Origin of the sequence: Staphylococcus sp. Marseille-Q1834 (genome assembly GCF_916858875.1) — a bacterium.
In the GTDB taxonomy this organism is placed as follows: Bacteria; Bacillota; Bacilli; order Staphylococcales; family Staphylococcaceae; genus Staphylococcus; species Staphylococcus pragensis.
The window spans coordinates 199,516-226,099 of sequence record NZ_CAKASN010000002.1 but is presented as its reverse complement, the minus strand read 5'-3'; the positions used below and the strand labels follow the sequence as shown (position 1 = coordinate 226,099).

The following is a 26,584-nucleotide window of genomic DNA, read 5'->3' as shown; positions in this document are numbered from 1 at the left end:
AAAGAGCACATCACTTATAGTAGGTGATGTGCTCTTTAGTATAGGCATTTATTCTTTTCTCATTGTTAATAAATGTTGTTTAAGTTCATTTTCTAAACCGCTTAGTTCTCGTTCAGCTTCTTGACGTTTTTGACGACCATTTTGCTGGATTTGAAGCGTTTGTTCAATTGTTTCAATAATATCACTTTGCGTTGTTTTAAGCGTTTCGATGTCTACAATGCCACGTTCATTTTCAGTAGCAGTTTCAATCGCATTTTGTTTCAACATCGCTGCATTTTGAGTTAACAAATCATTCGTTGTGTCTGTAACGGCACGTTGTGCACTTACTGCATTGCGTTGTCTCATTAACGTAAGGGCAATTGCCATTTGATTCTTCCATAATGGAATACTTGTAAGTATTGAACTTTGAATTTTCTCAGCCAACGCTTGGTTAACATTTTGAATCATTCGAATTTGCGGGGCAGTTTGAATCGCAATTTGTCTTGATAATTGTAAATCATAAATACGCTTATCCAGACGATCGACAAACTGTTGCATATCTGCCACGGCTTGAATATCCATTTGATTGCCAGTTTGTTCGGCATGTTGTTGTAATTTAGGAATATCATTAGTAAGAATTTCCTGTTTTTTACGTTTAGCTGCAGCAATATATAATGTAACGTCATCGAAATACGTCTTATTTTGTTCATATAATCCATCTAACAATTGAATATCTTTTGATAGATTATTCTTATGTTTATCTAATTGAATCGTAATACGATCTATTTGTGAACTTACTGACTGCATTCTTGAGAACACTTCGTTGATTGAAGCTTTTGTTCTTTTGAAAAGACGTTTTAATTTAGATTGCTTTTCCGGATTTAAATCATCTGGATTTACAGATTTGAGTTTAGACATAAGTTGATTCAATGCGTCACCAACAGGACCAATTTCTTTAGCTTGAACTTCATCTAACATACGATGTGAGAATTGAGACATATTTTGTTGTAGATGAGAACCAAAGGCTAATAAACCATCATTATCTAACGGTTTAATCTGTTGACTGATTGAATCAATTTTTTTAAGTTCATTCTCATTAAATTGATGCTCAAAATCTTCAGCAATTGTGTTCTGAGAAAGATTAGGGCTATTACTAGTATTTAACTGCTGTTGTTCTATATAATCATCTAATGGATGTGAGTTAATAAATTGTTCTTCTTTCGTCATTTATATCTTCGCTCCATTCTTTAAGTTAACTATCTTTATGACGATTTTGTTCAAGACGATTAAGTTCCATCTCAACATCTAATCGCTCATAATCGTCTTCATTTAAACGTTTTAAATCTGCAATCAACGTGCGCTTTACTTCGTCTAATGTAATACGTGTTTGTTCCAGTTTTTGTTTCTCTGATGCTGATTTCTTTGGCATTTTTGATAAACGCGTGTAAGACTCAATTAAATTTAATGCATTATCAATATGAGAATAGAAGAAACTCTCAACTTTGAAAAACAAACCTGGTCTTTGCTTTACAGCCACGTGAATAGATTTCGAAATGCGATAAATATCATTAATTTGACGAAAATCTTTAAGCGATCGCACATTAACATAAGATCTTAATATATTTCTAATTTTATCTTGCGATTGATTTAACTGATTTCTAACAAAGCGATAATCTCTACGTGATAAGCCTATTTCAGTTAAATATTTTTTTGACGTTAAGCGTTGAGTAGGGAAGTAAGATACAAAAAACATCCCAATACCTATTAAGGCGTCTAGTATAAATGAAAGATCAAACCCAAATATACTTACCGCCCATGAAATAATAGCTACTGGAATCCCTACTAAAACGCCTATGAATCGAGAAATATTATATCTCAAATGGCATCTTCCTTTATATTTTAAATCGATTGAAATTCTGAATATTGTTTATCGTTATGAACATCTTCAATAGTATAATTACCAACAGAAGAAGCTGGTGATGCGCCATTTATAACGGCATTTATAAATTGTTCTAAGTCTGCTTCTTTACCTTGAGCATAAATTTCAACATAGTCTTCCACATTTTGAACGGTTCCTACAATATTATATTTCTGAGCTAATTTCTCTGTATAGTAACGAAAACCTACACCTTGAACTGTTCCAAATACTTGTAAATGCTTATGTTGCATAATATCACCTCTTATTACTATTATACGAACTTTAGCATCAAAAAACTAATATTTACTATCACATTAGATAGAGGTCGGCCAAAAGTATGAGCCGTAAAACTTGAATTCATTTATATTAGAGTTAAAATAATTTTATAGTTTTAATTTGAGAGGGGAATTGACGATGTGGACAGTTGCAAAGATTAGAGCTGACTACGAGGGATGGTGGTTATTTAGCGACTGGACAGATAAAATCATTGAACAACATCATTTCGATAGTTATGAAGACATGTTGGGAAATTATAAAAAAATTATTAATGCAAGCAAACAATATTATGATAATTATGTAATTGGGAAATATAATATTCATGCATTTTATAATAATTGCGATTTAAATTTTTGTGAAGATTGTGATGAAGATTTACAAATATTTTATAGTTTTATTGTATTAAATAATAATGAAGTTTATTATAATCTGCCAAAAATTAATTAAAAGACAATTTTCTATAATTGTATTGCAATTTAATTCGAACTAACATATAATAGCTATTAAGCAATGGTTTTATTCCATATTGCAAAGAATATCTGTAAGAGTTATATATAGCGTTTTGTTATTCATACATAATTGTCACATGTATTTTTTGTAATATGCGAATAACGCATATTGAAAGAATTTAGTCTTGGAGGTTTCAGAATTATGAAACAAGGTACAGTTAAATGGTTTAACGCTGAAAAAGGTTTTGGTTTTATCGAAGTTGAAGGTGAAAACGACGTATTCGTACACTTTTCAGCAATTAACCAAGATGGTTATAAATCATTAGAAGAAGGTCAATCAGTTGAATTTGAAGTAGTTGAAGGCGATCGCGGTCCTCAAGCTGCAAACGTTGTTAAACTATAATAAATAGATTGTAAAATATTGACTTTATTGACACCTTACCAAGATGTAAGGTGTTTTTTATTGCTCAATTTTAAGGAATATATAAAAGCCATATTCTATCCTTCATTTAAAAGGTTTAGAATATGGCTATATTTATTTATACAAACATCGCTCAGTAACTACGTTTATTTAGTATCATTAATGATTAATTGACGTAATGATTGACGTTTAATGACTTCACGTGCTTTTCCATCTTTTAAGAAGAAAACAGGTGGTTTCTGCATTTGATTGTAATTAGAAGCCATAGAATAATGATAAGCGCCTGTAGAAAGAATTGCTAGGTAATCACCACGTTGAACAGAAGCAGGGAGTTTTGCATCACGAATAATAATATCGCCTGATTCACATAATTTACCTGCAATTGTTACTGTTTCATTAGCTTCTTCATGACGATTCACTAATAATGCTTGATATTTAGCTCCATATAATGCAGTTCTAATATGATCACTCATACCGCCATCAATTGAAACATATTTATTAACTTCAGGAATTTCTTTGATTGTACCAACTTCATATAAAGTAATACCAGCCTCTCCAACAATTGAACGACCTGGTTCAATACCAATTTCTGGCACTTCATAGTTTAAACGCTCTGTTTCAGCTTTGATAGCATCTGTAATTTCTGCTATGCCTTCTTCAATAGGGAAACTAACGTCTCCTTCAACATATTTGATACCGAAACCGCCACCTAGGTTAAGTAATTCAACTTTAATATCATTTTCAGAAAGCCAATTAAGTACGATCTTAGCAGTTTCGATCATCGCTTCAGTTCCTTCAATTTGAGAACCAATATGGAAATGAATACCTTTTAAATGTAAACGTTTAGAGTCACGTACTTTATTAACTGCTTCAATCGCTAAACCATGGCGAATTGATAAACCAAATTTGCTATCTTCTTGGCCAGTTTGAATAAACTCATGCGTATGTGCCTCAACACCAGGGTTAACACGTAAGACTACATTGACTGTATCGCTTGCATATCTATCAATTAAATCGATTTCTTCAAGCGAATCGATGACAAAGTAACCAACGCCACTTTCTAAAGCGTATTGAATTTCACGTTTTGTTTTGTTGTTACCATGGAAGTGGATTTTGCTAGGATCAAATTTAGCTTCTAACGCTGTGTACAGTTCACCTTCAGAAACTACGTCTAATTGTAAATCTTCTTCTTGAACTAATTTGACCATTTGAATACATGTAAATGCTTTTGAAGCATATGAAATATTATATTTTAAACCGCTTTTTTGAAAAGCTGAGTGATATCTACGCATTTGATTGCGGATTTCATCTTCATCATAAACAATAGTAGGGGTACCAAAGCTTTGAGCAAGTGTTTTTAAACTTGTACCTGCCATTGTTAACTCACCATATTCATTATATTTAACTGCCATTTTTATCTATACTCCTTTATGAGAGAATCATGATTCATCGCACTAAGTTGTTCAGAGTTAGCGCCCACACCTTTGAATGTATATTCATCAATGCGTATATCGTTATTATATAATATCACTTCATCTTGTGCATGAACTTCATCGTCAACTTCTACAAACATATGACTCATCATTAATGCACGAATAGGATAGCGTTTGCCATTAATGAGCGCCTCATGTTTTGCGCGTGATTTTAGAATACCGTCGCCATAGCCTACATCTACAACTGCTAATTGAGTTCTGTTACGTGTAGCTTCATATGCAAAGCTATAGCCACAATAATCGCCTTCATTTACTTCACGAACTTGTATAACATTTCCTTTAACTGTAAGTGACTGTTGAATGCGTTCTTCTTCTAATTTACTGTAAGGACGAGACCCATATAAAGCTATGCCTACACGTGCGTGCGTATGGTAGGGAAGCAGCGCTTGTCCTTCACGATAATAACTTGCACTGTTTTGAGCATGTATCATATCAAATTGATAGCCTTCAGCTAATAGTGTATTTACTACATTTAACCAAGCTTTGCGTTCTAAGCCGTACTCTGGAACATCGAATTCATCGGCATAGCCAAAGTGTGTCCACAATCCTGAGATAATCATTTTGTTCGAATTAGAAGTGTGATAATCATCTTCTAATACTTCTTTAATTTCTTCTAACGTTTTGAAACCTGAACGATGTAATAAATTTTCAAACTCTAAATGGACTTTAATATCGTGTAGTTCCTCTTTATATTTATAATAGTATTCTAGAGAGGGCAAAGTCATTTGAATTTGATTATCTCTCACAGTATCAAAGTCATACACTGCATTCATTAAAAATATTGTAGCTTCAGGCACCAATTTACGAATTCTTATAGCTTCTTTTAAAGAAGTCGTACTGAAAGTATTGATACCCGCTCTTGAAAATTGCTTTACGGCAAATTCTAATCCATAATGATACGCATTATTTTTTACTACTGCCATAATTGAATTATTATTTTTTACTTTAACAGCATTTTGATAAAACGCTTCTGAATCAACCGACCATGTTGCTGTCAATTTAAGTTACTCCTCTCCATAATGTAGTAATAATTGTTCATAATAGTTCGCCACATCGATTAATATCTTTTCATCAAAATTTAAGTGAGATGTGTGTAAACCTGTGACATAACCTTTATCTTCATTACGTGTACCTACGAATGCGAAGTAAGCAGGAGCGAGTTGCTGACCATAGAAGCTAAAGTCTTCTCCAAATAAAAATGGTAATGGTTTATCTATTACTTCTAAGTTTGCACTTTGAATTGCCTGTTCCACACTTACTCTTAATTGAGGACTATTCATTGTCGCAGGATAACCTTCTTCAAACTTCACTTCACATTCTACATTGAATAATAATTTTACACTTTCAGCTATTTTTTGCATTTGCGTTTTAACTACATTTAAATCATTGGCATCATAGGTACGAATTGTACCTTCTAAATAGCCATTACTAGGCACTGTATTAATGGCCTCACCAGCTTCAAAATGTCCCATATGTACAATATTACGTTTTAAACCGTTTAAATGATATTGTTGAATTTGTCCTACTTGATTTAAAACATGAAGTAAAGCTTCACCACATGAATGACCTTGTTCTTTGTCCGCTACGTGACTTGATAAACCTTTTAAAAAGAAGCGATATTCTGTGGCACTAGCTGTAATTTCATTATCACGAATGACTACTTGACCTTCATCAGCGAACGGGTTGATGTGAATACCAAATACAGCTTCAATAGGGTAATTATTAAACGCACCTGCTTTAATGAGACGATTAGCACCACCGCCAGTTTCTTCGGCAGGTTGGAAGATAAATACAACGTTATGAGGTAATTCATTATTATCTGCCATTGTTTTACAACGTTTTACAAATAACATTAATGCAGTTGTATGACCATCGTGACCACATGCATGCATGACATTATCAGTTTGGCTACGATAATCAATGTCATTCTCTTCAAAGATTGGGAGGGCATCAATGTCAGCTCTAAATGCAATCGTATGATCACTATTTCCCTTTAAATAAGCAATGGCGCCTGTTTCAAGAGGGCACTCATATGAAATGCCTAACTCTTCTAAGAAATTTACAATATATTTTGTAGTTTCAAATTCATGCAAACTCAACTCTGGATGTTGATGTAAATGTCTTCTATGTTTTGTGACGAATTCCAATTCATTCATATAATCATTCCTTTTTTACTTAATAATGAGAGCGTTCGTTTTATTTTGAAAATAACTGCCAGTCTTGTTAAAACTTCATTTTCCAAAAAAGTGGGAAAGTATAAAAAGTTATAGACAGAGGCTGAGACTTAAGCGTCCCAGCCTCTATAAAATTTAAATTATACGTCGTTAATTCTTAATCATTTAACTTTCTTAAAGCTGAAACAATTTCACGTTTAGAATCTTCAACTTCAGAAGTTTGTTTAATGACTTTCGCAGGAGTTCCGGCTACTACTGCGCCTGCTGGGACATCTTGAGTAACGATAGCTCCGGCTGCCACGATAGCACCTTCACCAACTCTTACACCTTCAAGAATAACAGCATTTGCTCCGATAAGTACATTATCTTCAATGACTACTGGTGAAGCACTAGGTGGCTCAATTACGCCAGCTAATACAGCGCCTGCGCCAACATGGACATTCTTACCAGTTGTAGCACGTCCACCTAATGTTGCATTCATATCAATCATAGTACCTTCACCAACAACAGCACCAATATTAATTGTAGCGCCCATCATAACTACTGCACCATCTTCAATAATGGCTTGTTCGCGAATAAAAGCGCCAGGTTCAATTCGAGCATTCGTATTAGTTAAATCTTTAAGTGGGATAGCTGAATTACGACGATCCATTTCAATTTCTAAATCTGTGATACTAGCTTGATTAGCTTCATAGAAAGGTTTCCAATCATCCGCTTCACAGAAGATAACTTTTGAATTATCTGATCCAAACACTTTAAATGATTCTGGGAAGTTAACATTGTTAAATTCTCCATTAACATAAACTTTTAAAGGGGTAGATTTTTTAGCATCACTAATATATTGAATAATTTCTTGTGCAGAAAGATGTTGTACCATGTTCGATTCTCCTTATTATTTCATGAATTAAAAAGATGACTTTCAGTTATTACAAATTATCAAAGGTATAATAACCATTTTGTTTTTTAATTAACTGTTCAGCAGCTGTAATTGCACCATTTGCAAAGATATCTTTCGACTGTGCTTTATGAGAAATTGTAATTGTTTCATCCGTTCCAGCAAATAATACATCGTGTTCTCCTACAATTGTACCACCACGCACTGCATGAATACCGATTTCATCTTTTTCTCGTTTTTCAGTACGCTCATGACGGTCATAAACAGGATGTACATTGTTACGTAATTCTTTAATAACATCATATAACTTAACAAGTGTGCCACTTGGTGCGTCTACTTTTTTATTATGATGCGCTTCAGTTAGTTCGATATCAAAATCTTGAAGTAGGGGTACTGCAGCCTCTAAGATTTTTGTTAATGCATGTACACCATAGCTCATATTTGCACTAAAGAATACAGGCATACGTTCACTAAGGTCTTCTAATTTAGCTACAAGTTTCTCTTTCTCACCAGTAGTAGCAATAACTAATGGTAATTCAAAATCCTCATCTAATAGTGGTAATAGTAGGTTAGGATTAGAGAAATCGATTGCGACATCTGCTTTCTCTTGAGCATCAACAATATGGTCGAAATGAGTATACGGTGTTGAATCATTATGCTCGGGTTCAATTACACCTACAATTTCATGACCTTTTTCTTCTGCAAGTCGTGCAACACGTTTATTCATCGCACCATAACCGATTAATAAAATTTTCATTAGTGTTCACCTGCTTTAAACTGTTCGTAAGCATTAACTAATACTTTAGCATCTTCAACTTCTAAAGGTAAAAGAGGTAAACGTAATTCATACTCTCCGAAACCTAAATAACTTGTTAATGCTTTAATCGGAATTGGATTTACATCAACAGAAAGGGCATCTAATAATTTACCAATTGGTTCGAAGTCTTTAGAAATACCTTGTCCACTTTGTTTAGCATCATATAATGCTTGGAATTCTTTTGGAATAACATTAGCTATAACTGAAATAACGCCATTTCCACCACGTTCGTAAAATTCTACAACGTTATCATCATTACCACTATATAATGCAAATTCATCTTGATTAATACGTTTTTTTACTTCTTCATAGTATTCGAAATCATTTGTTGCATCTTTAATTGCGACAATATATTCATTATGACTTAATGTTTCAACTGTTTCAGGATTAATCGTCATATTTGTTCTTGAAGGTACGTTATATAGTACAACAGGCAATTTAACTTCATTAGCAATTGTTTCAAAATGTTTTATTAAGCCTCGTTGATTCGTTTTATTATAATAAGGCGTAATTAACATAATTGCATCTGCGCCTAATTGTTTAGCACGCTGTGAAGCTTGGATAGATTTAACAGTATTATTAGTACCAGTACCAGCAATAATTGCTACACGATGATCTACTTGTTTCACTACCGCTTCCAATACTTGTTCTTTTTCTTCTTCGGTTAAAGTAGGGCTCTCAGCTGTCGTACCATTAACTATAATTGCTTGTACACCATTTTCTAATAAGAAATCAACATGTCTTTCTAATGCATTGTAATCCACTTCATTATTTGTGAATGGGGTAGCAAGCGCTACACCAACGCCTTCAAAAATATGTGCCATTATTATCTAGCTCCTTTTAAATTGATCACTTGCTCTAATACTTGAACTGCATTTAATGCTGCACCTTTAAGTAAATTATCAGAAGTACACCATACATGGAATGTATTATCTAATGAATCATCTCGACGAATACGTCCAACAAATACGTCGTCTTTTCCAGTTGAATTAATTGCTAATGGATATTCATTATTTTCAGGATTATCAACTAATACTACGCGACTATCTTGATCGAATAAATCTTTAATTTCTTGTACTGTCGCTTCTTTATCAAGAGTCACATCAATTTCAACGCTATGGCTATCTTGAACAGGTACACGCGCACATGTTGCAGTTACACGTAACTCAGGTTGATTTAAGATTTTGCGTGTTTCATCAATCATTTTTTGTTCTTCTTTTGTATATCCATCTTCTAAAAAGACATCAATATGAGGAAGCACGTTATTATAAATTGGGTGAGGGTACGCTTCAGGTGCTTTACCATTTGCACCCTCAGTTAAATCACGTTTACCCTTAATGCCTGAGCCTGAAACCGCTTGATAAGTTGTATAAGCGACACGTTTTAATCCGTATTTATCTTGTAATACTTTTAACGGTACAACTGATTGAATTGTTGAACAGTTAGGGTTAGCAATGATACCACGTTTAAAATGAGGCTCATTTACTTCTGGTACAATTAAATCAATGTCTTCAGTCATACGCCATTGACTAGAATTATCGATGACGATTGCGCCAGCTTTTTCAAAAATAGGGGCGAATTGTTTACTTGTGCCACCACCAGCACTCATCAATACGTAGTCAAATTTCTCACTTGCTGCTTCTTCTGTAAGTTCTTGAACAACATATGTTTTACCTTGAAACTCAACTTCTTTACCTGCTGATCTAGCTGATGAGAATAATACTAAATCATCAAATTTAATATTTTTACGATCAAGTGTTTCTAACATTTTTGTTCCTACTAATCCTGTTGCTCCGACTACTGCGATTCTTGTCATAAAAAGTCACTCCATTGTTTTATTATTTGAATTTTAAAAAAATTAATTATAAATAAGATATTCTAGATTATTAGATGTCAAAAGCATCGTATAAAATTTCGACTGCTTTTTCACCATTCTCTTTATCAATGACATACGAAATACTGATTTCAGATGTTGTAGTTTGATAAAAAGGAATATTAGAATTGATAAGGGTAATAAATGCTTTAGATGCTACACCAGACATGTCTCTCATTCCTGAACCAATTAATGAGATTTTGACATATGATTCATTGATTTTATAGTCTAGTGCTTCAAATGCTGTAGATAACTCCTCTAAGATATTTGAGATTTGATGAGCATCACTATCTTTAATTGAGAAAGATAATTGTAATCCTTCTGTATTGACTATTTGCGAAATCATATCTACATTTACTGAACCATCTTCTAAAGCAGTAAATAATTGAGTCAATAAACGATTATCCGGTAGGGGATAACTAATTGTTACGTGCATCATATGTTTATCTAATGCAACACCTGTTACAGCTTTTTTCTCTAAAATTTCTGTTCTTGGCATAATCCATGTTCCTTTCACATTTGATAATGTTCTGCCCAAATAAAGGGGAATATCGTAATTTTTAGCTAGTTCTACGCTTCTTGTTTCAAGGACCCCAGCGCCTAAAGCACTCATTTCCATCATTTCCTCATAGGATACATAATCTAAGCGCTTAGCCTTACTAAGTATTCTTGGATCAGTAGCGTATACACCATCAACATCAGTATATATTTCACAAGGTATTTGATTACTTGCAGCTAAGGCAACTGCAGTTGTATCAGAACCACCTCGACCTAACGTTGTTAATTCCAATTCATCATTAATTCCTTGGAATCCTGCTACAACCAAAACATCTTTATCTTCAAACGCTTTATCAAACGTTTCAGGATTAATTTCAGCAATTCTACTTTTAAGATGATGGCCAATTGTTTTAATACCAGCTTGATAACCAGTCATCGATCTTGCGTTTACACCAATATCATTCAATACCATAGATAAGTAAGACACTGTTTGTTGTTCACCAGTAGTTAATAATAGGGCTAATTCTTCATCTTTAGGTGTTGTAGTAAGATTTGATACATTTTCCATTAATTGATCTGTAGTTTTACCCATGGCACTCACTACTACAATTAATTGTTCGCCGTCATCCACACGACGTTTAAGCATTTCTGCGATATTTTTTATCTTTGTAAAATCGGCAACGGATGAACCGCCGAACTTCAAAACACTTCGTTTCAAACTTTTACCTCCTACATTTTGGGAGGCCCACGCTATAAAAAAGAGCAAGTTCGGAATGCGCGCGAACTTGCTCGTAATTTATATACAAGTGATGCACTCCATTATTAAATAATAATGACAAACTCTCAGCTCTTAACCACAAAGTCCAACGCTTTATATCTGCGTCTATAAAACGTTTCGGCATCGCACCCTTTCAATATTAGCTGTTGCAGACAGTGTATCTAATATGTACTAATGATTGATGCGCCTCATCAATTTCTTATTCAATTGCTATGTTTTTTATTATACATAAGGCAATTATGTCTGTAAACCGATAATTGTGATTTTTTGCAATTGACTGAAAAATCTAACAGTTATTTTACTACTTAATAGCAATGATACTTCTATTTAGTAAAAAGTAGGGTATAAGGAGAAAAGAATTTAAGTATATAACAATATCAAATATAGTTATTAAACAAAAAATAACTCACTTCCCAATAAGATAGAAAGTGAGTCGAAAAATATTATTTTTGTAATACGCCAATTTCTTGAAGATATTCTTCGTAAGGAATTTCTTTAGATAATCCGCCTTGTTGATTTAAATCTATAACACGGTTAGCGATAGTGTTAATAAATTCAAAGTCATAAGACGTGAAAATAATTGAACCTTTAAATGATTTTAAACCATCATTGACAGCAGTAATACTTTCTAAATCAAGGTGATTTGTTGGTTCATCTAATAGTAAAACGTTTGCGCTTGAAAGCATCATTTTACTTAACATACAACGTACTTTTTCTCCACCTGATAATACACTAGCTTTTTTCTTAACTTCCTCACCGCTGAATAACATACGACCTAAGAAACCACGTAAGAATGTTTCTGTTTGTTTATCTTCAGGAGCATATTGACGTAACCATTCAACTAAGTTCATGTCTACGCCTTCAAAGAAGTCAGAGTTATCTTTAGGGAAATAACTTAATGATGTAGTAACTCCCCATTTGAATGAACCTTCATCTGGCTCCATTTCACCAGCTAAGATTTTTAATAACGTTGTTTTAGCAATTTCGCTATCTCCGATAAGAATGGCTTTATCATTAGGATTCATTGTAAATGAAATATTGTCTAATACTTTTTCACCATCAATTGTTTTAGAGATACCATCAACAACTAATAAATCGTTACCAATTTCACGTTCTGGCGTGAATTTTACATAAGGATAACGTCTTGAAGAAGGTTGAATATCATCTAACTCAATTTTTTCTAATTGTTTCTTACGGCTTGTTGCTTGTTTAGATTTTGAAGCATTCGCAGAGAAACGAGCGATAAAGTCTTGTAGCTCTTTCATTTTTTCTTCTTTTTTCTTATTTTGTTCTTGAGCCATTTTTTGTGCTAATTGACTTGATTGATACCAGAAATCATAGTTACCTACATATAATTTGATTTTACCAAAGTCTAAGTCAGCAATATGTGTACAAACATTGTTAAGGAAATGACGGTCATGGGATACAACTATGACAGTGTTATCAAAATTAATTAAGAAATCTTCTAACCAGTTAATGGCTGGAATATCTAAACCATTGGTAGGCTCATCAAGTAATAGTACGTCAGGTTCACCAAATAAACTTTGTGCTAATAATACTTTTACTTTTTGATTATTTTCTAATTCAGACATTTGTTTGTCATGTAATTCAGTTGTAATACCTAAACCTGATAATAGGGAAGCAGCATCCGCTTCGGCATTCCAACCGTTCATTTCAGCGAATTCTCCCTCTAGTTCTGCTGCACGAATACCATCTTCATCGCTGAAATCTGGTTTCATATAAATTTCATCTTTTTCTTTCATAACTTCATATAGACGTTCATGTCCTTTAATGACAACGTCTAACACACGTTCATCTTCATAAGCAAAGTGATCTTGTTTTAAGACAGCTAAACGTTCATCTTTTCCTAAAGACACATGACCAGTTTGAGAATCAATTTCTCCAGATAAGATTTTTAAAAATGTAGATTTACCAGCACCATTAGCGCCAATAAGTCCATAACAGTTTCCTTCAGTAAATTTAATATTTACATCTTCAAATAGTTTACGATCACCAAAACGTAAACTTACATCAGTTACTTGTAACATGCATTTACTCCTTTATTCATCGTTTATCTAACGCAAAAATTATATCACATAATGTTTTTACTTTCGAGTTCATGTAAGTTCAATTGTAAGAATGCTTGTTTGATAGAGGCATGTTATAATACAAAAGAATACAAACCCTTGAAGGAGAATATTATGGCATTAGATAAAGATATAGTTGGGTCAATAGAATTTTTAGAAGTTGTTGGCTTAGAAGGTTCAACATACCTTTTAAAAGGACCTAATGGAGAACAAGTTAAATTAAATCAATCAGAAATCGATGACGACGATGCTTTTGAAATAGGTGAAGAGTACAGTTTCTTTATTTATCCAAACCGTTCAGGTGAACTATTTGCTACTCAAAACATGCCAGACATCACTAAAGATAAGTACGATTTTGCAAAAGTACTTAAAACAGATCGTGATGGCGCACGAGTAGATGTAGGTTTACCAAGAGAAGTTTTAATTCCATGGGAAGATTTACCTAAAGTTAAATCATTATGGCCCCAAGCTGGTGACTATGTATTAGTTACTTTACGTATAGATAGAGATAATCAAATGTTTGCACGTTTAGCTAGTGAAACTATTGTTAAAAAGATGTTCACACCAGTATTTGACGACGATAAATTGAATCAAGTTCTAGTAGCAAGACCTTATCGTTTGTTACGTGTCGGAAGCTTTTTATTATCTAATGATGGTTACAAAATATTTGTACATGAATCAGAACGAAAAGAAGAACCACGTTTAGGCGAAGAAGTAGAGGTACGTATTATTGGTCATAATGATAAAGGTGAATTAAATGGTTCATTCTTACCATTGGCTCATGAACGCTTAGATGAAGACGGCCAATTAATCTTTGATTTATTAGTTGAATACGATGGTGAATTACCATTTTGGGATAAATCTAGTCCAGAAGCTATAAAAGAAGTATTCAATATGAGTAAAGGTGCTTTCAAACGTGCCATTGGTCATTTATACAAACAAAAAATTATCAATATAGAAACCGGAAAAATTACGTTAACTAAAAAAGGTTGGAGTCGCGCAGAAGACTAAGTATTGACTTTTAAAGTTAACCCGCTTTTCTTCTATTATATATGTTAAATCTACTTAGTTTATAGAACCCATATTTTCAAAACTAAAAATCTTACTTTGATAAACCCATTACTTGATATCGAAAGGTATTCATAGTAATGGGTTTAATTTTTTATATAGATATAATCTATCATCACTATCAATCTCTTTATTAAATTAACAAAACCTTTACATTTAATATATTTTACATTAACAAAAGGTATGTATTATAAGCATTGTAAGAAATACATATAACATTTGGGTTATCTATATTAGGAGGATGTTTCAATGAAAAAATGGCAATTAGTCGGTACTACTGTATTAAGTGCTTCAGTATTATTAGGTGCATGTGGCGGTGGCAACAGCAATGGTAGTGGTTCTGGAGATGAAGGTAAAGACCTTAAAGGAGAAGCAAAAGGTGAAGGTTCATCTACTGTAGCTCCTATCGTTGAAAAATTAAACGAAAAATGGGCTAAAGATCATCCAAACGCTACAATTTCATCTGGTCAAGCAGGTACTGGTGCTGGATTTGAAAAATTCATCGCTGGAGAAACTGATTTCTCTCAAGCTTCTAGACCAATCAAAGATGAAGAAAAACAAAAATTAGAAGACAAAAACATTAAATATAAAGAATTCAAAATTGCTCAAGACGGTGTAACAATTGCTGTTAACAAAGATAATGACTTCGTTAAAGAATTATCTAAAGACCAATTGAAAAAAATCTACAGTGGCGAAGCTAAAACTTGGAAAGACGTAGATTCAAGCTGGCCTGACAAAGAAATCAAAGCTTTCTCACCTAACTCAAGTCATGGTACTTATGACTTCTTCGAAGAGGAAGTAATGGATAAAGGCGACATCAAAGCTGAGAAAAATGGCGACACTAACGTAATCGTTCAATCAGTTGAGAAAAACAAAGAAGGTATTGGTTACTTCGGCTATAGCTTCTATGAACAAAACAAAGATAAGTTAAAAGAAGTTAAAATTAAAGACGATAAAGGTAAAGCAACTGAACCTAAGAAAGAATCTATCAAAGACGGTTCTTACGCTTTAAGTAGACCATTATTCTTATATGTTAAAGAAAAATCATTAAAAGATAATGATGTAATGAGAGAATTCATTAAATTCACTTTAGAAGACAAAGGTAAATCTGCTGAAGATGCTGGTTATGTAGCTTCTCCAGATAAAGTTTACAAAGATGAACTTAAAGAATTAGATAAATACGGTAAAAAAGATTCAGATAAAAAATAATCATTATTAATATCAAAGGGCTGGGAAATTATTCAAGGGGTATGACAAGGTGGTTTAACCGCCACCTTGTTTCAGAATATATGGGTGATTTTAAAATGTTTTAATTTAATTTGAACTCATTATTACCTGATAATTTCCTTGCTCTTTTTTTAAATTTATTGGGAGAAAAAAGAGAGGGTTATATATGGCTTCAGAGACTAATGTTAGAGATATGATAGCTAAAAATAACGCTAAAAAAGGTGGATTCAGCGATAAAGTTGTACCCGTCATTTTAGGGATTATAGCAGCTATTTCTATTTTAACTACCATTGGAATTCTATTCACTTTGATTACAGAAACTATTACATTTTTCACTCGTGTTTCGATTACTGAATTCTTATTCACTAAAGATTGGAATCCGACAGGTTCAAATCCAAAATATGGTATTTGGGCATTGGTTATTGGGACATTAAAAATCACAATTATTGCAACAATTGTAGCAGTACCAATTGGTTTAGGGGCTGCCATTTATTTAAGCGAATACGCTAGCGACAAAGCACGTCGTATTATTAAACCAATTCTTGAAATTTTAGCTGGTATTCCAACAATCGTATTTGGTTTCTTTGCATTAACATTCGTAACACCAGTATTAAGAACGATTATTCCTGCATTAGATAGCTTCAACTCTATTAGTCCAGGGATTGTAGTAGGTATTATGATTGTTCCTATCATCACAAGTATGAGTGAGGACGCTATGGCGTCAGTACCTAACAAAATTCGTGAAGGTGCTTATGGTTTAGGTTCAACAAAATTTGAAGTAGCAACTAAAGTTGTACTTCCAGCTGCTGCCTCTGGTGTTGTTGCCTCAATCGTATTAGGTATTTCAAGATCTATCGGTGAAACAATGATCGTATCATTAGCAGCAGGTAGTTCACCAACTGCATCATTATCTTTAACTAGTTCAATTCAAACAATGACTGGTTACATTGTTGAAATCGCAACTGGAGATGCAACTTTCGGTTCAGACGTGTACTACAGTATTTATGCTGTAGGCTTCACATTATTCGTGTTCACTCTAATTATGAACCTTATCTCATATTGGGTTTCTAAACGCTTCAGAGAGGAGTATTAATATGTCAACTACTACGAATCCTAATACTACAAATCCTAAAGCAAAAGGTTTAATAGACCAAAGTAAAGTTGAAAAAAACATTTCAAGTCGATCTACTAAAAATAAAATCAATAAATGGTTATTCTTTGCTTGTATCGTAATTGCATTATTAGTACTTGTTGCATTACTTATACAAACACTTGTTAAAGGTGTAGGTCACTTAACACCTGAATTCTTTACTAACTTCTCATCTTCAACACCTTCTCAAGCAGGTATTAAAGGTGCATTAGCAGGAACAATTTGGTTAATGATTAGTATCATTCCAATTTCAATTATTTTAGGTGTAGGAACTGCAATTTATTTAGAAGAATATGCTAAAGATAATTTCTTCACTAGCTTTATTAAAATTAGTATTTCTAACTTAGCAGGTGTACCTTCAATCGTATTCGGTTTATTAGGTTTAACATTATTCGTTCGTGGTGGCGGTATTCAAGCATTAGCATTAGGAAATAGTGTTATTGCTGCTGCTTTAACAATGTCACTACTTATCTTACCAATTATTATCGTATCAAGTCAGGAAGCAATTAGAGCAGTACCTAATTCTGTTCGTGAAGCATCTTACGGATTAGGTGCGAATAAATGGCAAACAATTAGACGTGTAGTATTACCAGCATCATTACCTGGTATCTTAACTGGTTTCATCTTATCTTTATCTCGTGCATTAGGTGAAACAGCACCATTAATCTTAATCGGGGTTCCAACAATTTTATTAGCTACACCAACAAGCATTATGTCAATGTTCACAGCATTACCAACACAAATTTACACATGGGCTAAAATGCCACAAGCTGAATTCCAAAACGTTGCTTCAGCTGCAATCATCGTATTACTTGTTATCTTATTATTAATGAATGGTGTTGCTATTTTCTTACGTAACAAATTCTCAAGAAAATATTAATTTAAATTCATTTAACGTAATTTTGGGGGAGAGAAAAAGTGTATTATCACTTTTCTCTCAAATATAGAAGGAGTTTTAATTATGGCAAATACAAATGTAGATGAAAAAAAACAAGAAGTAGCTAAACATACTGATCATTCTCAAACGCCAGTATCTACGGTTGTTTCTTCAAACGAAAATCAACACAACCAATCTAAAGAATCTGACGCTAACAAAAAAGTAGTTTATTCTACTCAAAATTTAGATTTATGGTACGGAGATACTCACGCTTTACAAAATATCAATTTAGATATTTTAGAAAATAACGTAACTGCTATTATCGGACCATCAGGTTGTGGTAAATCAACTTATATTAAAACATTAAACCGTATGGTTGAATTAGTACCATCAGTTAAAACAGCAGGTAAAATTTTATACCGTGACCAAAACATCTTTGATGAAAATTATTCAAAAGAAAAATTAAGAACGAATGTAGGAATGGTATTCCAACAACCAAACCCATTCCCTAAATCAATTTATGATAATATTACTTATGGTCCTAAAACACATGGTATTAAAGATAAAAAAATTCTTGATGAAATTGTTGAAAAATCATTACGTGGCGCTGCAATTTGGGATGAGTTAAAAGATAGATTACATACAAATGCTTACGGTTTATCTGGTGGGCAACAACAACGTGTATGTATCGCAAGATGTTTAGCAATCGAACCTGATGTTATTCTTATGGACGAACCAACATCAGCACTTGACCCAATCTCAACTTTAAGAGTTGAAGAATTAGTTCAAGAATTAAAAGAAAATTATTCAATTATTATGGTTACACACAACATGCAACAAGCTGCGCGTGTATCTGATAAAACTGCATTCTTCCTTAATGGTTATGTAAATGAATACGACGACACTGATAAAATCTTCTCAAATCCTTCTGATAAACAAACAGAAGATTACATTTCAGGACGTTTCGGTTAATATTCTACATGACGATTATTAGACAAAAATACGAAGGTCAATTAGACGAGTTAATAAAAGATATCCGTCGACTTGGTCTTCGTGTTTATTTTAATATTGAAAGTGCGTTAGTGTCGTTAAGTGAAGATGATAAAAATTTTGCAAGAGAAGTGATTGAACGAGACAAAGAGATTAATGAATTCGATTGTGATATCAATGAGAAAGTTATTATGTTGATTACTAAACAACAACCTATTGCGACTGATTTAAGAATGATGATGTCAGCTTTAAAAATTTCAACTGATTTCGAAAGAATGGGAGATAATGCTGCTAATATTGCTCATATCCGTTTAAGAGTAAAGATTACAGACCATTATGTGTTAACACGTTTAAAGACAATGGGTAAATTGGCAATGCTTATGCTTCAAGATTTAAACAATGCAGCTAAACAAGAAGATATTACATTGATTAAAGAAGTGATTGAACGAGACAAAGATATCGATGATTTATATGTTAATATCGTCAATACTACGTATCTTATCGATAATGATCCATTCGTAGCTGGACAAGCACATTTAGCTGCAAGAAATTTAGAACGCGTGGGAGACCATGTAAGTAATATCGCTGAAAGTGTATATTATTACTTTACTGGCGAACATTATGAAAAGTCTTCTCGTCAATAAAGAAATTTCTAGATTTTTCAACTAATGCATTTATTCTAAAATAACCCAAATTTAGATAAATAAATATAATTAACCCCGTTATTTGTGATTATTCAAATAACGGGGTTTTGATGTTCATAAAATAGAGCTTATGAGTAACTAATTAGTACCTACAAATTTTCTTGTTCAATTTGATCTGTAAGAGATTCGACTTCATTTACTAATTCAGATATATATTTGATTGTAGATTTTAATGGCGCATCTGTTGTAATATCAACACCAGCAATTTTAGCAAGGTCAACTGGTGATTGACTACCTCCAGCTTTAAGCGTATCTAACCAGGCATCGACAGCTGGCTGACCTTCTTTTCTAATTTTTTGAGACATCACTGTTCCAATTGTTAAACCAGCAGAATAAGTATATGAATATAATCCCATATAATAGTGAGGTTGACGCATCCATGTTAATTCTGTACCATCAGTGAGTTCAACTGCATCACCGAAAAATTGTTCATAAACAGTACGCATAATATTATTTAATACTGAAGCAGTTAGAGATTCTCCATTATCGACTTTACGATATACTTCACGTTGGTACGCCGCTTCAAGCAAGTGCGTCACCATATTATGATAATAAGTACGAGATAAGATAGAACCGATAACCCAGCGTTTAAATTTAGGGTTGTCACTATTACTAAATAAGTAATTTGCCATAAGCATTTCATTCATTGTAGAAGGTGCTTCAACAAAATACATAGAGGCTTCAGAATCTAATAAATTTTGTTGTTGTTGTGCTAATGTAAAATGTCCTGCATGACCTAATTCATGTGCCAATACAAATGTTTCGGCCATTTTACCAGTCCAAGAGATAAAGACATACGAATGAGTGAAATAAGGACTTGCGCAATAAGCACCAGTATCTTTACCTTTATTTTGAGCAAAATCAATCCAACGATCTTGGTAGGCGTTATCAATCATTTTGATATAATCTTCACCTAAAACATTAAGTGCACCATGAATATATTTTTTAGATTCTTCAATTGAAATTTGAGGTTCATAACTTGGATCTACTGAAATTTTCAAATCCTCAAAACGCATTTTGTCTAAACCATGAATTCTTTGAAGTAATTTCGCATATTTTTGCATTACAGGCGCTAAATCACTCATGATTACATCAATTTGGCGGTCATACATTTCACGTGTTACTTCTTGATCATGTAATAGATAATCAATCACTGAGTCATAACCTCTTAAATCTGCTTCAATTTTTTCTTGTTGCACATGCTGATTATAAGTAGCCGCAGTCGTATGCTGATATTTTCTTAAAGCATTACTGAAATTTTGGAAACTTTTACGTCTAAATTCAGGATCTGGATTATCTTCATACTCATTTTCAAAAGTTGCATAATCTAACGGGTAATTCACATTATTATGTTCAAATGATTCAAAAGCAATATCTAACATTTTAGTTGTACCATAAAGTTCGTATGCACTTTGGAAAGTAGGGGATAAACTCGCTAAGACTTCTTCTACCTCTGGAGATAACTGATAAGGCTTATCCCTCATTATTTTTTGTAAATAGTGAGGGATATTGGATTTAGCCATAGCATCCTCAATTTCACTATTAGACAACGCTGAAATTTCAGATTCTACAAATGATAATTGGCTAGTAATTTTGCCATAAGAAGTTGACAGTTTAGCACTTAATGTTTGAGCTTCTTCATTCGAAGTATCTACACTCAATCTTAATTCTGCATAATTGCCTAAACGATCTAATTGAATTAGTATCGTTTCATATTCGTTTAATACCTCATGAATATTAGAAGGGGATATTTTATTTTTATGTTGTTGATTTAAAGTTTTAGCATCATTTATCGTTTTTTCTAAAACCTCATAAAACTGCTGATCATCTTTAAATAAATCTTTTAAATCCCATTTTTCTTCTTGAGCCACATCTTTTCTTAATGGTAAGCCTGTTGACATCTAATCACTCCTTGAATCTAGTTTTACAATTATTATACACAAGTTTATTTTCATTCTCATTATTAAGCCATTAGGCCGAGTATTTCACTTTTATAACATTGTATAATTAAGTAAAATAATGCTATATACATTTATAACTATTTACAATGCAAGGAGTTTTACATGACTATTTTTGATATGCCTAATTATTTATGGATTACTATAGTTGCTATGATTCTTTTAACAGTATTTTGTTCTTTAGTTTTGAAAAAGTGGATCATATCAGCAATCATTACTTTTATAGTGTTGGGAGTATTAGCATTCTTTATACCTAATTTCTATGATATTTCATTCCAACCATTACTTGGCTATGCTGCCTTTTTAGCAATCATAAGTTTAATTATCAGTTTCTTATTATGGTATTTTACTAGAAATTGGAGACGTGAACGTAAACAAAGAAAATTAGAAAAAGAAATACAGAAGTATGAAAATGAGGATAGAAAACATCGTCGTCGTTTTTAATTACTTTTCTATAGAAAGTAGAAGAGAATAGGAAACAAAACCGTTGAAATATTAATACATTTCAACGGTTTTTAATATATCTATTACTATTAAATGGATGCTTTTTCTAATAATTGATCAAGTATGTTACATATTGAGGCTACATTTGGCTCTATGATTTGTAATCTTTGATTATTTTCAAAAGTAGGGCAATCAACCCCTTTATTATTAACAAAATAACCAGCCTTAGCGTTATATAGCATCGTAAAATCATTATGGTCATTACCAAAGGCAATGTACATTGGGTTCAGGCCAAGTATGTACTCAATAGCAGTATATTTATTAATATGCTGTGCAGTAATATCTATATTAAGTTCATTTGAATGATTAATTAAAGATAAATGTGGAGCTTTCGTACTTAATTGTGCTGCAATATCTTCGAAATATTGCGTAGGTATATTTAATAGAATCACCTTGATAGGCGAAATTATGTTATCTATAGATTGTTCTTGTGCTAAATGTAATGGATCTAAACGCTTATAGATTTCATTGGTAGCACTAACATTAGCAGCATAATCCCATTTGTCATCGACTATATAATTTAAATTATACTTATTAATAACGCCTTTAATAATTTGAAAATCTTCATGAGATATAGTAGCTAAAGTTTTAATTGATTTATTCATAGAAATAATTGAACCATTACCACCAATTAATGAAATATCAGGAAAATTTTTAGGTAAAACGGGTAAAAGATCACGTATTGGTCTTGCCGAGGCAAAAATAATCTTATGTCCTACGTTATGTAAACTAATTAATCTTCGAGTTATTTCTTCGTTAATTTGTTGACCATCAAAGCATATCGTACCATCAATATCAAAAACCAAATTCATGAGTCGTATCAACTCCTTTATATAGTATATATATGTATAGATATTATCATAAGATATATTTGTGATTTACTGAAACTAATCAACTAATGACGATAGACATTCAATAAGTACTTATTAAAACTAGTAATTAAGCTAAAATAATGCAAAAGGATAGGTCCCCTAAAGCTTAATATATAACTTCCTATAATATATATTATGTAAACTAAAAGATTAAATAATTAATATCTTATATTTAATGACGCTGTCAGGACGATTTCTGAGCATTTTTATAATCCTTTCTGTACTGTTGTCTTATTTATGTTTATATTTATTAAGCTGAATTTTACTTTTTAGTTATAATCTAGATTTGTCTAGCAACTCATATTTTTATACTTATACAAACTTGCTAAGCTTAAATGCAACAAAATTAGTAATGATATAAAGCTCTGTATGGAGACGTTAAACTAGAATTTCGTTCAAATGTAATATATGTATATGATCGTTGCTTATGTAATGATATATTAAATTCTTGTTAGTGCTAAACTGTAGGATTTAGTTCTAACTATTAACTACCGTTATTTAAGTTGATATATATTTTCAGCATTAATTCGTAATTTTTACGTTTTAATTAATGAATTATCTATCTCTCAACCTAATCATCATTGGAACTAAAAATTAAAAGACTTTATATTATAATATTTATTAATTTTTCAAAATAAATTTCTTTTGGAATATTATTGCTAAAATCTAGAGGTGTGCTATTATTAATTTGTAGGCTACAACATGCAATGACAACTTAGAATTTACCTACACTATATCGTAATTTGGCTCTATCACTTATTACGATAAAAAAGAAAGCATACTGGCGTCATGCCAATATGCTTTTCTTTCAAACTTTATTTTTTGGCTCTATAATAAATTGGACTGATGACTAAAAATCATCAGTCAAATTTTTATGTTTTGAATACAAAAATAGCGCAATTACCTCTATAATTATTAGCTACCACACCAAATAAAAAAGAAAGGTAATGCGCCTATGTGTAAGTCTATATTAAATACATTAAGAATTAAAGATAAAAATCTAAATTTTTCAGATGAAGTGACTGAGAAAAAATATAAAGGACGAAAGAGTTTGTTTTACTATGCAGAGCTTACTTATCAACCTACACATTGTGAAAACTGTTTAACTAAAAACGAAAATTTCTCTATAGTGAAAAATGGGAAGAAAACTTCAATGATTACTTTACTTAAAATTATGGAAATGCCTGCTTATTTAAAGCTTCAAAAACAAAGATTTTATTGTAAAACATGTGATAGTTATTTTACTGCTAAATCTAATATTGTCGACGATTATTGTTTTATTTCTAACAAAACAAAACTTGCAGTTTTAGATAAAGTACAAGAATACCGCTCTCAAAAATCTATCGCTAAGTCATGCTTAGTATCATCAATGACTGTATCTAGAGTGATTAATCAAGCGGCAAGCGACGTAGGTCAGTCTTCTTTTGATGCTTTACCTGAACACTTAATGATGGACGAATTTAAAAGTGTTAAAAATGTAATTGGAAAAATGAGTTTTATTTATGCAGATGCTGTATCACACCGCATCGTAGATGTGGTAGCGGATCGTAAGTTAAAATCGCTGAAAGATCATTTTTATCGTTATTCTTTGAAACTAAGACAAAAAGTCAAAACTGTAACGATTGATATGTATGAACCCTATATGTCGCTAATCAAACAATTATTTCCTAATGCGAAGATTATTATTGATCGTTTCCATATTGTTCAATCTTTAAATCGAGCGTTAAATATGTCTAGAGTTCATATAATGAATTGTTATAGAACCTCTAATAGACCGCTTTACAATAAATATAAAAGTTATTGGAAACTATTTCTTAAACCTTTTGAAACGCTAGAGGCATTTAATTATCGTAAAGTCCGTTTATTTAAAGAGTGGAAAACCGAAAAAGGAATTATGAATTACTTATTAAGTGTAGACGTTGAATTATTTAATACATATCACTACGTTCATGAGCTAAGACGATTATTAAAAGAAAACCAAATAGAGAAATTTACTCATAAACTCTTTTCTATTCATCTTTCAGATGTGTGTCCTAGATTACGCCCAGTCATTAGAACTTTAAGAAGATTAACAGCTTTCATTGAAAACTCCATGATATATTCTAACCTGACCAACGGTCCGTTAGAAGGAATTAATAATAAAATCAAACTCATTAAAAGGGTATCTTTTGGTTATAGAAATTATGATAATTTACGTAATCGAATTATTATAACTTCGCGACTATTTGCCTCAACAACAAAAAAAGAGATTAAACAACCTAAGGTTGCTTAATCTCAATATTAGGACTCATCAGTCCGATTTGACGTAGAGCCTATTTTTTAACTTTCTTACGTATACGATCAAGTGTCGTAAATAACCAATATTTTACTTTATTGATTGGTTTATAAAAATCTCCTATTAACTCTTCAATATGTACATTGAAGCCTCGTTTAAAGCGATAAACACCGTAATCCTCGCTATTTTCAGTAAAATCACCAGATAAGCCATAGAAATTATATCGATCATAACCATGATCAAAGCAATAATTCATCATATGCCAATGCATCATGTATGGTCCCATGTAATTATTATATTTTTCTGATGATCCTCCAGAGAAGTAATTAACCTCGTAGGCATTTGCAAAGTATACACCAGAAGCTAAATTTAAAATTTGACCATCTGTTTGACGTAATTCACTCGCATTTAAGAGCTCTTTTTGGTCATGTTCTATTTGTTTATCTAATTCGGCAATTTTCTTAAGTTGTTTATCATTTTTATTTTCTTTTGCCATCATTTGATCACGACGAGACTCTTTATCACTAAGTGATTCTTGTAAAGTTTTAATATACTCATCAAGATCAATATATGCAAGTGGAACAAGAACCTTATCCCCATATGTATCAATAAAGTTATAGAAATATTCATCAGTTTTAGATACAAATCCCGTTCTTGCTTCAGTTTCACGATATAAGTCTAAAAAGATGTGAAACTCATCTCGATTTAGAAATCTTACTTTAACCCCATAGTTTATCGCTTTATTAATATTTCTCTTACGTTGACTGTCGAATTGCTTTTTAAGTGAAGCAGGTGTTTCACCTTTAAGATAATCGACACCCATCCATCGCACTTGGCTTGAAGTATCGTATTTAGTAGTGAAGCCATGATGTTCATAACCATGAGATTTAAATAAGTTTACTAAAGCGTCATTTTTTTCTCGACCTTCAATTGGATTAATGTCTTTATCATATATTTGATAAATCCAATAAGGGTCTAATTTAACATATAAACATTGATGTTGTTGTAAATATTTTTCTAGTTCGCGTAAGTAAAAATCGACAAGACCTAAATCTGAATAATCCATAACTGGTCCACGATTTGAATAATAAACATAACTTCCCATAGTCGGAATTTTAGAAAAAAGGCTAGCCGCAATTACTTTATTGCTTTCGTCTTTCACACCTAATAACACGACTTCAAAACCATCATTTTCACGAGTTTGAATATTCTCTTTTACTTGGAAGTAATGACTTTCTAGTGATGGGTTTTGTACAAAGTTTTCATATTCTTTTACTGTTAACTCTGTAAATTTCATATTA

Annotated in this window: 25 protein-coding genes and 1 riboswitch; of the genes, 10 read left to right on the top strand and 15 right to left on the bottom strand. The window is 32.2% G+C overall.

Annotation, left to right across the window (positions count from 1 at the left end; genetic code table 11):
* Positions 1 to 48: 48 nt before the first annotated feature.
* The 3 genes from LIX58_RS10205 to LIX58_RS10195 are packed head-to-tail and all read right to left on the bottom strand — an operon-like array spanning position 49 to position 2,148.
* A complete protein-coding gene (locus LIX58_RS10205; RefSeq protein WP_126566854.1) occupies positions 49 to 1,206 on the bottom strand; it encodes a toxic anion resistance protein in 1,158 nt (385 codons plus the stop codon).
* A 25-nt stretch (positions 1,207 to 1,231) separates the two neighbouring features.
* Positions 1,232 to 1,858, bottom strand: a complete 627-nt coding sequence (locus LIX58_RS10200; protein WP_154836794.1) for a 5-bromo-4-chloroindolyl phosphate hydrolysis family protein — start codon at positions 1,856 to 1,858, stop codon at positions 1,232 to 1,234.
* Between the two features lie 20 nt (positions 1,859 to 1,878).
* The gene (locus LIX58_RS10195) at positions 1,879 to 2,148 is read right to left on the bottom strand and encodes an acylphosphatase (protein WP_154836792.1); all 270 of its coding nucleotides are present in this window, start codon (positions 2,146 to 2,148) and stop codon (positions 1,879 to 1,881) included.
* Positions 2,149 to 2,311: 163 nt separating this feature from the next.
* Between LIX58_RS10195 and msaA the strand changes: the two genes are divergently transcribed.
* Together msaA and cspA are read left to right on the top strand one after the other, a co-directional pair.
* Positions 2,312 to 2,620, top strand: a complete 309-nt coding sequence (msaA, locus tag LIX58_RS10190) for a regulatory protein MsaA (RefSeq protein WP_154836790.1) — start codon at positions 2,312 to 2,314, stop codon at positions 2,618 to 2,620.
* 204 nt (positions 2,621 to 2,824) lie between these two features.
* On the top strand, positions 2,825 to 3,025 hold the full coding sequence (gene cspA / locus LIX58_RS10185; protein WP_002433901.1) for a cold shock protein CspA: 201 nt from the start codon (positions 2,825 to 2,827) through the stop codon (positions 3,023 to 3,025).
* Between the two features lie 164 nt (positions 3,026 to 3,189).
* On the opposite strand, the gene lysA is transcribed toward cspA, so the two are convergent.
* The 9 genes from lysA to LIX58_RS10140 all read right to left on the bottom strand — a co-directional run bounded on the left by lysA (position 3,190) and on the right by LIX58_RS10140 (position 13,619).
* Entirely contained in the window at positions 3,190 to 4,455 is a 1,266-nt protein-coding gene (gene lysA, locus LIX58_RS10180) for a diaminopimelate decarboxylase (protein WP_126566850.1), read from the bottom strand.
* Between the two features lie 2 nt (positions 4,456 to 4,457).
* Positions 4,458 to 5,534 carry an alanine racemase gene (locus tag LIX58_RS10175; RefSeq protein WP_126566849.1) on the bottom strand — a complete coding sequence of 359 codons (1,077 nt, stop codon included), beginning with the start codon at positions 5,532 to 5,534 and terminating at the stop codon, positions 4,458 to 4,460.
* Between the two features lie 6 nt (positions 5,535 to 5,540).
* Entirely contained in the window at positions 5,541 to 6,692 is a 1,152-nt protein-coding gene (locus LIX58_RS10170; protein ID WP_226386311.1) for an amidohydrolase, read from the bottom strand.
* A 175-nt stretch (positions 6,693 to 6,867) separates the two neighbouring features.
* Entirely contained in the window at positions 6,868 to 7,587 is a 720-nt protein-coding gene (dapD, locus tag LIX58_RS10165; RefSeq protein WP_154836786.1) for a 2,3,4,5-tetrahydropyridine-2,6-dicarboxylate N-acetyltransferase, read from the bottom strand.
* A gap of 49 nt (positions 7,588 to 7,636) precedes the next feature.
* Entirely contained in the window at positions 7,637 to 8,362 is a 726-nt protein-coding gene (gene dapB / locus LIX58_RS10160; RefSeq protein WP_154836784.1) for a 4-hydroxy-tetrahydrodipicolinate reductase, read from the bottom strand.
* Positions 8,362 to 9,246: a 4-hydroxy-tetrahydrodipicolinate synthase gene (dapA, locus tag LIX58_RS10155; RefSeq protein ID WP_154836782.1), complete on the bottom strand. Its 885-nt coding sequence runs from the start codon at positions 9,244 to 9,246 to the stop codon at positions 8,362 to 8,364. The genes dapB and dapA overlap by 1 nt, the downstream gene beginning before the upstream one ends.
* Positions 9,247 to 9,248: 2 nt before the next feature.
* Positions 9,249 to 10,238: an aspartate-semialdehyde dehydrogenase gene (locus LIX58_RS10150; RefSeq protein ID WP_126566844.1), complete on the bottom strand. Its 990-nt coding sequence runs from the start codon at positions 10,236 to 10,238 to the stop codon at positions 9,249 to 9,251.
* A gap of 70 nt (positions 10,239 to 10,308) precedes the next feature.
* The gene (locus LIX58_RS10145; RefSeq protein ID WP_126566843.1) at positions 10,309 to 11,511 is read right to left on the bottom strand and encodes an aspartate kinase; all 1,203 of its coding nucleotides are present in this window, start codon (positions 11,509 to 11,511) and stop codon (positions 10,309 to 10,311) included.
* An 83-nt stretch (positions 11,512 to 11,594) separates the two neighbouring features.
* Positions 11,595 to 11,771, bottom strand: a riboswitch (Lysine riboswitch).
* A 243-nt stretch (positions 11,772 to 12,014) separates the two neighbouring features.
* Positions 12,015 to 13,619 (bottom strand): ABC-F family ATP-binding cassette domain-containing protein, encoded by a 1,605-nt coding sequence (locus LIX58_RS10140; protein ID WP_226386310.1) that lies wholly within the window; start codon positions 13,617 to 13,619, stop codon positions 12,015 to 12,017.
* A 153-nt stretch (positions 13,620 to 13,772) separates the two neighbouring features.
* Between LIX58_RS10140 and cvfB the strand changes: the two genes are divergently transcribed.
* The 6 genes from cvfB (at position 13,773) to phoU (ending at position 19,614) form a co-directional block, all read left to right on the top strand.
* Complete coding sequence (gene cvfB, locus LIX58_RS10135; RefSeq protein WP_226386309.1) at positions 13,773 to 14,669, top strand: RNA-binding virulence regulatory protein CvfB; 897 nt, start codon at positions 13,773 to 13,775, stop codon at positions 14,667 to 14,669.
* 306 nt (positions 14,670 to 14,975) lie between these two features.
* A complete protein-coding gene (locus LIX58_RS10130) occupies positions 14,976 to 15,935 on the top strand; it encodes a PstS family phosphate ABC transporter substrate-binding protein (RefSeq protein ID WP_126566840.1) in 960 nt (319 codons plus the stop codon).
* A gap of 184 nt (positions 15,936 to 16,119) precedes the next feature.
* A complete protein-coding gene (gene pstC / locus LIX58_RS10125) occupies positions 16,120 to 17,046 on the top strand; it encodes a phosphate ABC transporter permease subunit PstC (RefSeq protein WP_103298060.1) in 927 nt (308 codons plus the stop codon).
* 1 nt (position 17,047) lies between these two features.
* The gene (gene pstA, locus LIX58_RS10120; RefSeq protein ID WP_126566838.1) at positions 17,048 to 17,983 is read left to right on the top strand and encodes a phosphate ABC transporter permease PstA; all 936 of its coding nucleotides are present in this window, start codon (positions 17,048 to 17,050) and stop codon (positions 17,981 to 17,983) included.
* An 81-nt stretch (positions 17,984 to 18,064) separates the two neighbouring features.
* Entirely contained in the window at positions 18,065 to 18,952 is an 888-nt protein-coding gene (gene pstB / locus LIX58_RS10115) for a phosphate ABC transporter ATP-binding protein PstB (RefSeq protein WP_126566837.1), read from the top strand.
* An 8-nt stretch (positions 18,953 to 18,960) separates the two neighbouring features.
* A complete protein-coding gene (gene phoU, locus LIX58_RS10110; RefSeq protein ID WP_126566836.1) occupies positions 18,961 to 19,614 on the top strand; it encodes a phosphate signaling complex protein PhoU in 654 nt (217 codons plus the stop codon).
* A gap of 149 nt (positions 19,615 to 19,763) precedes the next feature.
* Here the strand turns inward: phoU and pepF are convergent, their stop codons facing one another.
* Complete coding sequence (pepF, locus tag LIX58_RS10105; RefSeq protein ID WP_154836780.1) at positions 19,764 to 21,575, bottom strand: oligoendopeptidase F; 1,812 nt, start codon at positions 21,573 to 21,575, stop codon at positions 19,764 to 19,766.
* 162 nt (positions 21,576 to 21,737) lie between these two features.
* On the opposite strand from pepF, the gene LIX58_RS10100 reads away from it, so the two are divergent.
* Positions 21,738 to 22,076 (top strand): hypothetical protein, encoded by a 339-nt coding sequence (locus LIX58_RS10100; RefSeq protein ID WP_126566834.1) that lies wholly within the window; start codon positions 21,738 to 21,740, stop codon positions 22,074 to 22,076.
* An 89-nt stretch (positions 22,077 to 22,165) separates the two neighbouring features.
* Here the strand turns inward: LIX58_RS10100 and LIX58_RS10095 are convergent, their stop codons facing one another.
* Positions 22,166 to 22,948 carry an HAD family hydrolase gene (locus LIX58_RS10095; protein ID WP_126566833.1) on the bottom strand — a complete coding sequence of 261 codons (783 nt, stop codon included), beginning with the start codon at positions 22,946 to 22,948 and terminating at the stop codon, positions 22,166 to 22,168.
* Between the two features lie 1,015 nt (positions 22,949 to 23,963).
* Between LIX58_RS10095 and LIX58_RS10090 the strand changes: the two genes are divergently transcribed.
* Positions 23,964 to 25,280 (top strand): ISL3 family transposase, encoded by a 1,317-nt coding sequence (locus tag LIX58_RS10090; protein WP_226386176.1) that lies wholly within the window; start codon positions 23,964 to 23,966, stop codon positions 25,278 to 25,280.
* Between the two features lie 40 nt (positions 25,281 to 25,320).
* Here the strand turns inward: LIX58_RS10090 and LIX58_RS10085 are convergent, their stop codons facing one another.
* The gene (locus tag LIX58_RS10085) at positions 25,321 to 26,580 is read right to left on the bottom strand and encodes an aminoacyltransferase (RefSeq protein ID WP_126566832.1); all 1,260 of its coding nucleotides are present in this window, start codon (positions 26,578 to 26,580) and stop codon (positions 25,321 to 25,323) included.
* Between the last annotated feature and the right edge of the window lie 4 nt (positions 26,581 to 26,584).